This is a genomic window from Dyadobacter chenwenxiniae, assembly GCF_022869785.1.
Lineage (GTDB): Bacteria > Bacteroidota > Bacteroidia > Cytophagales > Spirosomataceae > Dyadobacter > Dyadobacter chenwenxiniae.
The window spans coordinates 4,707,698-4,721,307 of sequence record NZ_CP094997.1 but is presented as its reverse complement, the minus strand read 5'-3'; the positions used below and the strand labels follow the sequence as shown (position 1 = coordinate 4,721,307).

The window sequence follows — 13,610 nt, the reverse complement described above, 5'->3', positions numbered from 1 at the left end:
TATGCTTGTATGGATTGTGAGTTGCTTGTTAGGCTGGTTTGCGGAACCGGCAATGATATTGAATATTGAGTTTACCAATATACAAAAAGGCCAGGGCAAACTCTGGATCGCTATTTACAAGCCGGAGGAGAAATTTGCGGGGAAGGAAAAGCCGAACACATACAAAATCGTTGAAGTGAAAGCAGCTGCACCCCAAAATGTCGCATTTGAGCTGAGCCCGGGCCGTTACGCATTAGCGGTTTACCACGACCTGAACAGCAATGGTATGCTGGACAAAAATTTCGTGGGCATTCCCAAAGAACCATACGGTTTCAGCAAGAACTTTCGGCCAAAATTTTCTGCCCCGAAATTTGAAGACTGCGAATTCGTACTCAAAGATCCGGGACAGAAAATAAGTGTAAAACTAACGGACTAGAAACCAAACAATCCGCCGGTTTTCTTGCGGGTACTCGTCGTTTTTTTGCCAAATAACATTCCAAAAACGCCCCTAACGACTTCCCTGCCGATTTGTTTGGCTAATGGCGAGTTGAGCGCTTCTGAAAACATTCCTTTTTCTTCCTTTTCGTTTTTTACTTCCGCAACTTCTTCCTGCGCTTTTGCTTCAACCTGTGCTTGCGCTTCCATGCGCTTGGTAAGCATTTCATAAGCGCTTTCAGGGTCAATTGGGTCTTTGTATTTCAGATAAACGTCTGATTGTCTGACGTGATTTTCATAATCTGCCTGCACCATTGGTCCCATTATGGAATTGGGCGGGAGCAAATGTGTTGCAGCCACTTCGGTCGGAATTCCTTTTTCATTCAAAACGGTTATCAGTGCCTGCCCGATTCCTAATGTGGTCAGGATCCGATCAATTGCATAAAAATCGGATCTTGGGTAGGTCTTCACGGTTTGTTTCAATGCATCAGCATCTTGTGGCGTGAATGCCCGCAAAACGTGCTGGACGCGGTTTCCCAATTGGGACAAAACCGACACCGGAACGTCCTGCGCCATTTGTGTACAAAAGAAAATCCCCACGCCCTTTGAACGGATAAGCCGCACAACCTGCTCAATCTGGTCCAGAAATGCTTTTGGGGCATCTTTAAATAGCAAATGTGCTTCGTCCAGGAAGAAAACCAGCTTTGGCTTATCCAGATCGCCTGCTTCGGGTAATTTTGTATAAAGTTCGGCAAGCAAGCTAAGCATGAATGTGGAGAACAATGCCGGCTTGTCCTGCACATCGGAAATGTTGAGTAAGCTGATTACGCCCTGACCGTCGACACGGTTGATGAGATCCGTAATATCAAACGATTTTTCGCCAAATATCGTCCCGACGCCCTGTTGTTCCAGCGCCACTATTTTACGCAGGATCGTCCCTGCCGTGGAGGTGGAAATGCTGCCGTAATCACCTTTTATCTCAGCTGCGCCAGGTCCCTCGGAAAGATAGTTCAGCACTTTTTTTAAATCGTTCAGATCCACCATGGGCAGATCCTTGTCGTCGGCATATTTGAAAAGTATAGCCAGAACACCCGATTGCGTATCATTTAATTCAAATATTTTAGAAAGCAATATGGGGCCGAATTCCAGGATAGTGGCCCGCATCTGAGCGCCCTTATTGCCGCTTAATGAATATAGTTCAACAGGATAACCCTTCGGCTCGAACACCGTTCCCAACGCCGCAGACCTCTCCTGCAATGCAGCATTAGTTTGGCCTGGCTGCGCAATACCTGATAAATCGCCTTTTATATCCGACATGAAAACCGGCACGCCTGCGGCAGAAAGTTGTTCTGCAAGCACCTGTAAAGTCCGTGTTTTTCCTGATCCTGTTGCTCCTGCCACGAGTCCATGCCTGTTCATCATACGCAGAGGCAGATTTACGCGGGCTTCTCCAATGATTTCACCATCCAGAATGGCGGAACCCAAATGGATGACAGGTTTATCGGTATGATAAGATTTTTGTATAGCTGCAATAAATTGCTCTTTTTTTGACACAGGAATAATGGTTTTGTTTAAGAAATGTTAATTTACAAAAATTAACGGTTTTGGGAGGTTTCAGCGGAATAAGCGGCTGTTTCTTAACAATACTATTCTTTTGAGAAGTTATATTACTTTTCGTAGGTTCTTGTATTTGCAAAATTTTATTAGGTATTTTGGTGATATTGCCTAGTAAATATTCTGATTAAACAATTTTAGAGACAACACTTTCATTTTATGCTTAGCCGAGTTGCCAATTCAATTTACTGGATGAATCGTTACATAGAGCGGGTAGAGAACTACGCCCGTTTTGTGGGAGTTAATTTTAATCTGGCATTGGATCTGCCGCCGGACGTGGACGAGCAATGGGAACCGCTTCTGATCGCAACCGCGGATCATTATTTGTTTTATAAATATTACGAGAAGCCTACAAAAGAGGACGTTATACATTTCCTGACTTTTGATAAAAGAAATCCCAACTCTATTATAAGCTGTCTTTACGAGGCACGTGAAAATGCGCGGACGATCCGGGAAACCATATCGAAGGAGATGTGGGAGAGTATCAACACTTTCTACCTTTCCATTCGCAGCACGAATCCGGATAATTTCAGAAATATGGATCATATGCAATCCTATTTTACGGATATCCGCAAAAGTTGCCAGCTTTTTCATGGCGTCGTGGATTCGTCTATAACTCGGAATGAAGCCTGGCATTTTGGTCGCCTCGGCCGGCATATTGAGCGTGCAGATAAATGTTCACGCTTTCTGGATGTGAAGTATTTTACATTGTTACAAGACTCGGGAACCTCAGGCTCAACGCTTGATTTGATGCTTTGGACGGCGGTTTTGAAATCTGTGAGTGCCTATAATATGTATAGGCAGACACACCGTGCGCTAACGCCCATGAACATCGTCGCTTTTCTTATTTTGGACAAATTATTTCCGAGGTCCATCGCTTACTGCGTAAGGCAGGCGGAGCTGTCATTATATGCAATTGCGGGGTCCATTCCGGAACGGGGACACACCAATCCTGCCGAGCGTGCGTTAAGCAAAATCCGTACAGAATTAGAGTTTACAGACGTTGAAGATGTTTTCAAAATGGGTCTTCACGAATATCTGGATAAATTTCAGACTAAAAATAACGAAGTCGACAACGCGATTTTTGACATGTATTTTGGCTTGGAAAAGGGTCAGTCGCACAGTCAATCGCAAAGCCAGTCACAGGGACAGATCCAGTCACAGTCGGCAAGCCATTTCAAGACACAATGGATGAACTGATTAAAATTTGGATAACTTGGTGGCCATATAGTAAATCAGTTCAAAAACTGCCATTGGATTGGATGGGTCCGGTTTTTAATAAAACGCAGGAAACTTCATGAATCTAAAAGTCCGGCACTCTCTGGAATATCAATATAATTTTCCGGTAGTTCTGGAAATGCACACATTGTATTTATACCCGAGATCTTATCCACACCAGCGATTGCTGGAATACAATCTGTTTATTGATCCGCAGCCCTCTAAAATTGTAAAAAATATAGATGTGGAAGGCAATGTCCAGCATTTGATCTACTTCTATAATCAACCGTACAACAAGCTTTTCGTAGACGCATCCATTACGGTAAGCTCTGAGCCGGTGAATGTTTTCGACTTTGTGTTTTATCCTTTCGAAACCAGTAAGATCCCGTTTCTATACGATAACAGGATTTACAAATACCTGATCCCTTATCTGGACAAAACCGACGCGACGCAACAGGTTGAGCAATTTGCGCGCAAACTGGCAGCGCATGTCAACTATGCCACCATTCCGTTCCTCGTTGAAATGAGTCAGCATATCAGCCAAAACTTTGTATATCAGGACCGTGAATATGGGAAGGCATATCCGCCGGATGACACATTGCGTGACAGGAGCGGCTCTTGCCGGGAATTTGCGCGGTTATTCATCGGCGCTTGCCGAAGCCTTGGAATTGCGGCCAGATTCGTAAGCGGATATTTATACGGAAATCCCCAGCAGGCACATGAACTCCACGCATGGGCCGAAGTTTTTTTGCCCGGTGCCGGATGGCGCGGATTTGATCCGACCGAAGGTAAGGCGGTGATTAACAACCATATTAGTATGGGGACTTCTGCGGATTATGATCAACTGGCACCCGTGATGGGTTCGTTTCTAGGATATACAACCTCCCGGCTAACTACCCATGTAGACATTCAGTTACTGCAAGATTAGTTGCGACGATAAGTCAAATGTTGTTTTTGTTTCAAGAAAAATCGGATAGTAGAGAGGGAAATTTAGTATTTTTGCAACCAAACAAAAAGAGGAATTCTAGATCGTGACGTTAATTAAATCTATCTCAGGAATCAGAGGTATCGTGGGTGGAAAATCGGGTGAGGGGCTGACTCCCATTGATGTTGCCAAGTTTGCAGCGGCATACGGAACATGGCTGAGACGTACAAATCCACAAAATTTAAAGGTTGTTATAGGCAGGGACGCACGCTTATCCGGTGAAATGGTGAGCCGCCTTGTTGCCGGGACATTGCAGGGAGTCGGACTTCATGTAACGGATCTCGGACTTTCCACTACGCCTACAGTTGAGATAGCGGTCACGGCCGAAGGAGCAGCAGGAGGGATTATCTTAACAGCAAGCCATAACCCGATTCAATGGAACGCGCTGAAACTGCTGAACCAGGACGGAGAATTTATCTCGGAAGAAGAAGGTGCAGAAGTTTTAAGAATTGCAGACGAGGAAGATTTCGCTTTTGTTGATGTTAAAAAATTGGGAAGCTACAGTGCGGATGATTCATATTTACAAAAGCATATAGATCAGGTCCTTGCATTACCATTGGTAGATGTGGAGGCTATAACCAATGCTAATTTCAGGATCGTTGTTGATGCGGTCAATTCTACAGGCGGAATCGTTGTCCCGATGCTCCTGGAAGCATTAGGCGTTTCAGTTAAAAATATCAAAAAGTTAAATTGCGAGCCCACCGGAAACTTTGCCCATAACCCCGAGCCGCTTCCTGAACATTTGCGTGAGATCAGCAAAGAATTGAAGGATGGCTCTTTCAATCTCGGCATTGTAGTTGATCCTGATGTGGACCGGCTTGCGTTGATGTGTGAAGACGGAACGCCGTTTGGTGAGGAATATACGTTGGTTGCCGTTGCGGACTATGTGCTTAAAAACACACCTGGTAACACCGTTTCCAACTTATCTTCTACCGCTGCATTGCGCGATGTGACGATCAAGGCTGGCGGAAAGTATTTTGCTTCCGCGGTAGGCGAGGTGAATGTTGTCAATATGATGAAGGCAAATCAGGCGATCATCGGTGGTGAGGGAAATGGCGGTGTCATTTATCCGGAGAGTCACTACGGACGCGATGCATTGGTTGGAATCGCATTGTTTCTGACACATTTGGCCAAATTTGGCAAAACGGCTTCCGTTTTGCGCCGGTCATATCCAGGTTATTATATTTCAAAAAACAAGATTGAGCTCACGCCCGATATAAATGTCGATAACATTCTCAGTCGCATTCAAACCAGATATTCTAAACAGCCTTTGAACACGATTGATGGCGTTAGGATTGAATTTGACAGAGAATGGGTACACTTGCGCAAGTCAAACACTGAGCCGATCATTCGGATTTATTCGGAATCAGAAACGCAAACGACCGCAATCAATCTGGCCAACAAGATCATTTCCGACATTAAGGAGATCATTTCAGAGCCAAAAAAATAATCAAATGAAAGTTTATTTGGACAATGCGGCCACGACGCGTCTTGATCCGGAAGTTTTAGAAGTGATGCTGCCGCTCATGACCGAGCAATTTGGCAATCCATCCTCCATTCACGCTTACGGTCGTGCCGTGCGGTCGTCTATTGAGCGAGCCAGAAAGACCATTGCCGGTATTTTAAATGCGGCGCCTGCTGAAATATTCTTCACATCCGGCGGCACAGAAGCAGATAATACGGCCATTCGTTCGAGTATTGAAACACTTGGACTAAAACACGCCATCACATCCCGAATCGAGCATCATGCCGTTTTGCATACGCTTGAACATTTAAAGAAAACGGGTCAGATTCAACTAAGCTTTGTGAATCTAAACGGGAAGGGTGAAGTTGATCTGGAACATCTGGAGACATTGCTTCAATCCAATTCCCGATCGCTGGTTTCCTTAATGCATGGCAACAACGAAATTGGCAATTTGCTGGATCTGGAAGCAGTAGGAGACATTTGCGAAAAATATAATGCCGTTTTTCATAGTGATACGGTGCAAACAATGGGTCACTATAAGCATGACCTGCAAGAGCTGAAAACTAATTTCATCGTCGGCGCAGCCCATAAATTCAATGGCCCAAAAGGCGTTGGGTTTCTTTATATCAGACCCGGACTAAAAATTGCTCCCTTCGTGCACGGAGGCGCGCAAGAGCGAAACATGCGCGGGGGAACCGAAAATATATATGGCATTGTGGGCTTAGCCAAAGCATTGGAAATTGCCTATCGTGACATGGACGCACACCGCAAGCACATGGAAGGTCTGAAATCGCGAATGATCGACAAACTGACGAGCAGCATCGAAGGCATAACATTCAACGGAAATTCAGCGGATCTGGACAAAAGTCTTTACACCGTCCTGAATGTAAGCTTGCCGCCGTCGGATATCAGCGATATGCTGCTTTTTAACCTCGATATTGCTGGCATAGCAGTCTCAGGAGGAAGCGCCTGCGCCAGTGGAACAGAAATTGGTTCGCACGTCTTGAATGAACTTAAAATTGACGAGAACAGAGCTAACGTTCGTTTCTCTTTTGGAAAATATAATACAGAGGAAGAGATAGATTATGCCGCGCACACGCTTGCGGAATTGTACAAAAAGGAAAGTGTGATCCTGTAAAAGCAAAAGCGGTTGTTAAACCGCTTTTTTTATGATGTCTTCCAAAGTTTCTATCCAAATGTCGCTGTCATTCAAACTCTCAACAAGCTGCCAGTGAATTCCGCCTTCTTTTTCAAAGATCTCTTTATATTCCTCACCAACTTCTATCGTCGTTTCCAAACAATCAGCAACGAATGCAGGTGAAAATGCCAGCACGCTTTTCACGCCTTTTTTGGTCAATTCAGGAATCACTTCGTCTGTATAAGGCTTGATCCATGGGTTTTTGCCTAATCTGGATTGGAAGCAAGTCGTGTAAGTGCCTTCTGCAAGGCCTAATCCTTTGACGAGCAAACGCGTTGTTTCGAAACATTGCGCGCGGTAACAATGTTGATTCCGGGCATCCAAATGATCGCAGCAAGATCCAAATTGGCAAAAATTTCCGGTTACATCGCCTTTTGTAATTTGCCTTTCAGGAAGTCCGTGGTAACTAAACACAACATGATCATAATGGCGCTCCGCCATGTATTTTTTACCCAGATTCACAAAGCCTTCAATGAACTTGGGGTGATCCAGAAAGCGGTTGACGAATTTAATCTCCGGCAAAACTTCCCAATCCTGCACCACGCGCATTACTTCTTTGTATACAGAACCTGTTGAAGCAGAGGCGTATTGCGGAAAAAATGGAACGATGATGATCTCTGAAAGTGTTTGCTTTCTCAATGCCTTCAAACCATTCTCAATGCTCGGACTTTGGTAACGCATGGCTAGTTCCACAACATAATCGTCGCCGAGCACGCGCTGCAATTTTTCTTTCACCGAAAAGCCGTAAATCTTTAAAGGTGATCCATCCGGTCTCCAAAGTTGCTTGTAAATTTTAGCAGATTTTGGTGCTCTGAATGGTGCAATGATCAGGTTAATCAGCATCCAGCGGTTCAGATAGGGGATATCAATCACACGCTCGTCCATCAGGAATTCACGAAGATATTTTCGCACATCCGGAACTGACGGGCTATCCGGCGTTCCCAAATTGACAATGAGGACACCGGTTTTACGGACAGCATTAAAGTTTGTTGAAGTGTTGTTTGGCTGAGCCAATGTATCAGTATTCATTCTTTCGATTATTTCAAATATTTAGCAAAACTTCACGCAATGCTGCTTGTGCAGACCATTCACGATTGGCTGCTTGTTCAATTACCAATGATCTTGGTCCATCCAAAACCTCGTCCGCCACTTTCATATTGCGGCGCAATGGGAGGCAATGCATGAATTTACCATTATCAGTAAGGGACATTTTTGCTTCCGTAATCATCCAGGAAGGGTCGCTCGTTAAAACCTGGCCATAATGCTGGTAAGACGACCAGTTTTTTCCATAAACAAAATCTGCGCCTTCCAATGCTTTGTCCTGATTATAAATAACTTGCCCTTTTCCCACAAATTCGGGAGCAAGATCGTAACCTTCCGGATGCGTGATCACAAGCTCCACATCCATCGGATTCATCCATTCACAGAATGAATTGGCAACGGCCTGTGGCAATGCTTTGAAATGTGGTAACCACGTCAAAACGACCTTAGGACGTTGTTTTACCTTAAATTCTTCGATTGTAATGCAATCAGCAAGAGACTGCAAAGGGTGCCTTGTGGCGGATTCGAGGTTAATAATCGGAACCTCAGCGTATTTTTTGAACTGCTCAAAAACAATTTCCGCATAATCCTTATCCCGATCCTGCAAGCCCGCGAAAGACCGGATTCCAATGATATCACAATAACTGCCGATCACCGCCGCCGCCTCTTTTACGTGCTCCGCTTTATCGCCGTTCATAATGACGCCTTCTTCCATTTCCAGACCCCATCCATCCTGGCCTACATTCATCGTAATCACATTAAGCCCAAGGTTTTGCGCCGCTTTCTGTGTGCTGATCCTTGTTCTCAAACTAGAATTGAAAAATAGCAGTCCGATGGTTTTATTTTTGCCTAACTCAAGGTCAGAAAACGGATTACGCTTGGCTGCAATGCCATTTGAAATCAGCTGATTCAGATCGGTTACGTCGTTTATGGAAAGAAAGTGTTTCATTCAGTTCGGTAATTTCTGCGGCGGTTAGGTTAAATTAAATGGCGACGGATGTCTCTTTTTTCAATGCTTCCAGGAATTGATCTGCCTCTTCCTTGCCCAAAGCAAGTGAAGGCAATAGCCGAATGGTGTTAGCGCCCGCCACTCCAGTGAACATTTTATAATCGAATAAAAGTTTGTTCCGAAGATCCTTTACCGGGAAATCATACTCAATCCCGATCATCAACCCGCGGCCTCTCAGCTCTTTATACCCGCCAATTTCTTCGATTCCTTTTAGGAGATAGTCGCCAATTTCCGCCGCATTTTCCAGCAGATTTTCATCCTTCATGATATCCAGGACCGCGACGCCCGCCGCACAAGCCAAGTGGTTACCGCCAAAAGTTGTCCCCAGCATTCCATAAGTGGCTTTGAATTTCGGAGAAATCAGGATTCCACCAATCGGGAAACCGTTACCCATTCCTTTGGCCATGGAAATGATGTCCGGATCAATGCCGCTAAACTGGTGCGAGAAGAATTTCCCGGTCCGTCCGTAACCGCATTGCACGCTGTCCAAAATCAGCACAGCGCCGGTTTCATCACATTTACGTCTTAATGTTTGCAAAAATTCATCAGAGCTCACATTAATCCCGCCAACACCCTGAATCCCTTCAACGATCACCGCGCAAACTTCATCCGTAATGCCGTTTTCAGCAGCCTGCACATCATTAAACGGCAAGAATGTTACGTGATCCTTATAGTTAACAGGCGCGACAATGGAAGCATTATCCGTCGCCGCCACCGCGCCGGCCGTCCGACCGTGAAACGATTTGGTAAAGGAAATAACCTTTTTGCGGCCGTTGTGAAACGAAGCCAGTTTCAAAGCATTCTCATTCGCCTCAGCGCCCGAGTTGCATAAGAACAGCTTATAATCAGGATAGCCAGAAAGCGCACCCAGCTTTTCAGCCAGCTCCTCCTGCAAGGAGATCTTCACCGAATTGGAATAAAAACTGATCGCATTCAGCTGCTTCGTGAGCATATCCACATAATAAGGATGGCAATGCCCAACAGAAATCACCGCATGCCCGCCATAAAGATCCAGATATTTGGTCCCATGCTGGTCCCACAAATAACTTCCCTCAGCCTTAACTGGCTCTATATCGTAGATGGGGTAAACATCAAATAAGTGTGACATTTCTTGTATTTTATGTCTTTTAATGGGTGTTAACAACTTAAAACGCGGGCGCTTTTAATCTCAATCCTGCATCTTCAGGCAAGCCAAAAAGCAAATTCATATTTTGAACGGCCTGGCCGGAGGCGCCTTTTGTGAGATTATCAATAATGCTGCTTATCAGCAATTGACCGTCGTGGACTTCCAGGTTGATGAAGCATTTGTTGGTGTTTACAACCTGTTTCAAATCAATCGGTGCGTCGCTCATGTGTGTGAACGGGTGCGAAGCGTAGAAGCTTTTGTAAATGCTTTTAGCTTCTTCCAATGTTCCTTCAAAAGCTGTATAAACATTAGCCATAATGCCACGGGTGTAATCGCCGCGGTAAGGGATAAAGTTGATCGCGTTGTCAAAACCAGCCTGCAATTTGCCCAGACTCATTTTAATCTCTGTCAAATGCTGGTGCGTGAAAGCTTTGTAAATAGAGATATTATTACTTCTCCAGCTAAAATGCGTCGTCGCGCTCAAAGCCTGGCCTGCGCCTGTGCTGCCTGTTACTGCACTCACGTGAATGTCGTCCTTAATCAGTCCGGCCTGTGCCAATGGCAAAATTGCGAGCTCAATGCTTGTGGCAAAACAACCGGGATTTGCAATCTTAGTTGCTGTCTTAATCTTTTCACGTTGCAATTCTGGCAATCCGTAAACGAAGCCATTTGACTCGTCACGAAAATCAGTGCTCAGGTCAATGATCTTAACAGATTCGGGAACATTGTATTCATTCAGAAACTTTTGCGATTCTCCATGACCGGAGCAAAGAAAGATAGCATTTAGATTCTCTTGTTCTAAAAGCGTCTGAATCTCTTCTCCTGAAAAAGCAAGATCTGTGTCTCCAAGCAAATCCGTATGCGTCGCATAAACCGGTTTGCCAGCCTGACTTTTGCTATGAGCGAAAGCAATGACCGCATTCGGGTGATTGAGCAATATTCTGATCAACTCGCCTCCTGTGTAACCCGCCGCGCCTATTATTCCTATATTTAAAGTGTTTAGGAGTTTATTAGTTAATGAGTTCATTTCGTATTGCTAATGTTACGGACTGTTTTTATAAGAGATATCAGCATTGCCTTAATTTCCTTTATCTCCAAGTCTCGTGATTCAAACGTTTCATTGGAAATGTATTGTAAATCTTTTGATAGAAGCAAGTAATATTCCGTTTCGTGCAGCGATCCAAGAGATATTTGAAAAAAGTTTGCGATATCAAGCGCTCCCTTCTTGCCACAACCTTCTGCAAGGTTGGCGGCAACGGAAATACTAGCCCTACGCATTTGTGAAATCAATCCAAATGTCTCAGTTTTAGGAAAAGCATTTGTAATCTGATACACTTCTAACACGAATTGGTGAGCCTTTTGCCAAACCTTCAACTCTTGATAATTTTGCATAAATCAACTTCACAACTCTAAACTTATAGACTTTCATTAGACTCACTCACCTTCTGATAAATCATCACCTGGTTGGAAGCCACTTTTGAAAATCCTCTTACGTCGTCGCCGGTCCAGGCGTTGTTCATTTCACCATAGCTTCCGAATTTGGACGACATCAGGTCAAATGGTGATTCGATTCCTTCCACATGGAAGCGGTAAGGAGCAAGGTGAACGTGCACTTTTCCGGTTACATGTGCTTGTGTATCAGAAAGGAACGTTTCGATGTTACGCATTACAGGCTCTACGAACTGACCTTTATGAAGCAAGCTGCCATACCAGTTTGAAAGTTGTTCTTTCCAGTAAAGTTGCTGCTCGCTCAACACATGTTTTTCCAAAGTATGATGCGCCTTGATAATAATTAGCGGGGCAGCGGCTTCGAAGCCAACACGACCTTTGATACCGATAATCGTATCACCAACGTGAATATCACGGCCAATGCCGAAAGGTTGGGCAATCGCAGCAAGCTTTTGAATTGCTTCCACTGAATTCTCAAATCTTTCGCCAGCAACGCCTTTCAATTCGCCTTTTTCAAATTCAAGCGTAATGCTTTCCGGTTCTGATTTGGTAATTTGTGTAGGCCATGCAGATTCCGGAAGATATTGATCAGAGGTTAATGTCTCTTTTCCACCAACCGAAGTTCCCCAAAGACCTTTGTTAATGCTATATGCTGCCTTAGCCCATTCACGGCCAACGCCTTTATTGGTTAAATATTCAATTTCCGCTTCACGCGAAAGTTTCAAGTCGCGGATGGGTGTAATAATCTCAGCCTCAGGAATAATAATGCGGAAAGCCATATCAAAACGAACCTGGTCATTTCCAGCACCCGTGCTGCCATGCGCGATGGCATTTGCTCCAATTTCTTTTGCATATTCAGCAACTGCCACAGCCTGGAAAACGCGTTCAGCGCTAACAGAAAGCGGATAGGTATTATTTTTTAGAATGTTTCCAAAAATCAGATATTTGATACAATCATTATAATAATCGCTTGTTTTCGTTATTGTAGCATGTTGTTTCACACCCAAAGCATACGCATTGGCCTCAATCGTTTTCAGTTCTTCGGCAGAAAAACCGCCTGTATCAACCAAAACCGAATGGACTTCATAACCTTTGTCTTCGGCTAAATATTTTACACAAAAAGAGGTGTCTAATCCACCGCTGAACGCTAATACTACTTTGGGTTGTGACATTATATTTAAATCTGATTCTGACTAAATGCTTAAATTGGAGTACAAAAGTAACAAAAAAATACCTCGCTTCGGACCAAAAATGGCTGCCGGGCGAGGTATTTAAGAGATATATAAATCTGTAAATAAAGGCTGTACTTTAATGTACGAGCAATGTGCCGGCGTTTTTCTTTCTGGTGCGTTCTTCCCTTCGCAACAAAATACGTTGCTTAATCCGCATCCAGCGCTCGTACAAGCTGGATTCTTTCAGAAAGTCCCAGGAATGTTTTTCTGGTTCCACACCAGCCGTAACCGCCACTTCCTCTTTCTTCTTATCCTCTGGGTTGTACATCATTCCTGTGCATAAGCAGTGTTTTCTGCCGGTCCGCGTTAATACATCGTAATTGACACAGCTGGCACACCCTTTCCAGAAAGCGTCATCAGCAGGCAACTCGCTGAACGTTACCGGCTCATAACCCAGATCTGAATTGATTTTCATCACAGGCAGACTTGTTGTAATGCCTATAATCTTTGCATCAGGATATTTTTGGCGCGATAATTCAAAAGCTTTCTGTTTGATTGCTTTTGCCATTCCGCTGTTACGGAAGTCAGGATGTACGATTAAGCCCGAATTCGCCACAAATTTGCCGTGCTCCCACGTTTCAATGTAACAAAAACCTACCCATTCGCCGGTGTCGGTGGTTGCGATAATCGCTTTACCTTCCACCATTTTTTCCATGATATATACAGGAGAACGTTTGGCGATACCAGTACCACGCTTTTTGGCGCTCTCTTCCATCTCTGCACAGATTGTTTCTGCAAAGTGAAGATGATTTTCATTGGCAGTCTGCACTATAAACTTGCTGCCCACTACTTCGGTATTTTTCATTGATGGCTTGCTGACAAAAAATGTTCGAAACAATAATTATTACACCCAGAGAAA

At 44.3% G+C, this 13,610-nt stretch carries 13 protein-coding genes; 5 read left to right on the top strand and 8 right to left on the bottom strand.

The window, feature by feature from the left end; translation table 11 throughout:
• Position 1 precedes the first annotated feature (1 nt).
• Positions 2-415 carry a DUF2141 domain-containing protein gene (locus MUK70_RS20070; protein WP_234654871.1) on the top strand — a complete coding sequence of 138 codons (414 nt, stop codon included), beginning with the start codon at positions 2-4 and terminating at the stop codon, positions 413-415.
• Here MUK70_RS20070 and MUK70_RS20065 read toward each other — a convergent pair.
• Positions 412-1,968, bottom strand: coding sequence for a helicase HerA-like domain-containing protein (locus MUK70_RS20065; protein WP_234654870.1), 1,557 nt, complete (start codon positions 1,966-1,968; stop codon positions 412-414). The genes MUK70_RS20070 and MUK70_RS20065 overlap by 4 nt on opposite strands.
• Positions 1,969-2,187: 219 nt before the next feature.
• Between MUK70_RS20065 and MUK70_RS20060 the strand changes: the two genes are divergently transcribed.
• The 4 genes from MUK70_RS20060 (at position 2,188) to MUK70_RS20045 (ending at position 6,834) form a co-directional block, all read left to right on the top strand.
• On the top strand, positions 2,188-3,228 hold the full coding sequence (locus tag MUK70_RS20060) for an alpha-E domain-containing protein (RefSeq protein WP_234607783.1): 1,041 nt from the start codon (positions 2,188-2,190) through the stop codon (positions 3,226-3,228).
• A gap of 97 nt (positions 3,229-3,325) precedes the next feature.
• Entirely contained in the window at positions 3,326-4,174 is an 849-nt protein-coding gene (locus tag MUK70_RS20055; RefSeq protein WP_234654869.1) for a transglutaminase family protein, read from the top strand.
• A gap of 103 nt (positions 4,175-4,277) precedes the next feature.
• A complete protein-coding gene (gene glmM / locus MUK70_RS20050) occupies positions 4,278-5,681 on the top strand; it encodes a phosphoglucosamine mutase (RefSeq protein ID WP_234654868.1) in 1,404 nt (467 codons plus the stop codon).
• Between the two features lie 4 nt (positions 5,682-5,685).
• Entirely contained in the window at positions 5,686-6,834 is a 1,149-nt protein-coding gene (locus MUK70_RS20045; RefSeq protein WP_234654867.1) for a cysteine desulfurase family protein, read from the top strand.
• Between the two features lie 15 nt (positions 6,835-6,849).
• Here MUK70_RS20045 and hemH read toward each other — a convergent pair whose 3' ends face one another.
• From hemH to MUK70_RS20010, 7 genes are all read right to left on the bottom strand, one after another.
• Positions 6,850-7,923 (bottom strand): ferrochelatase, encoded by a 1,074-nt coding sequence (gene hemH / locus MUK70_RS20040; RefSeq protein ID WP_234654866.1) that lies wholly within the window; start codon positions 7,921-7,923, stop codon positions 6,850-6,852.
• Between the two features lie 13 nt (positions 7,924-7,936).
• The gene (locus MUK70_RS20035; protein WP_234654865.1) at positions 7,937-8,884 is read right to left on the bottom strand and encodes an N-acetylornithine carbamoyltransferase; all 948 of its coding nucleotides are present in this window, start codon (positions 8,882-8,884) and stop codon (positions 7,937-7,939) included.
• A gap of 34 nt (positions 8,885-8,918) precedes the next feature.
• A complete protein-coding gene (locus MUK70_RS20030; RefSeq protein ID WP_234654864.1) occupies positions 8,919-10,052 on the bottom strand; it encodes an aspartate aminotransferase family protein in 1,134 nt (377 codons plus the stop codon).
• Between the two features lie 37 nt (positions 10,053-10,089).
• Positions 10,090-11,097 (bottom strand): N-acetyl-gamma-glutamyl-phosphate reductase, encoded by a 1,008-nt coding sequence (gene argC / locus MUK70_RS20025; protein WP_234654861.1) that lies wholly within the window; start codon positions 11,095-11,097, stop codon positions 10,090-10,092.
• Complete coding sequence (locus MUK70_RS20020) at positions 11,094-11,462, bottom strand: four helix bundle protein (protein ID WP_234654859.1); 369 nt, start codon at positions 11,460-11,462, stop codon at positions 11,094-11,096. The genes argC and MUK70_RS20020 overlap by 4 nt, the downstream gene beginning before the upstream one ends.
• 23 nt (positions 11,463-11,485) lie before the next feature.
• The gene (locus MUK70_RS20015; protein ID WP_234654857.1) at positions 11,486-12,691 is read right to left on the bottom strand and encodes an argininosuccinate synthase; all 1,206 of its coding nucleotides are present in this window, start codon (positions 12,689-12,691) and stop codon (positions 11,486-11,488) included.
• Between the two features lie 136 nt (positions 12,692-12,827).
• Complete coding sequence (locus tag MUK70_RS20010; RefSeq protein WP_234654855.1) at positions 12,828-13,556, bottom strand: GNAT family N-acetyltransferase; 729 nt, start codon at positions 13,554-13,556, stop codon at positions 12,828-12,830.
• Positions 13,557-13,610 lie beyond the last annotated feature (54 nt).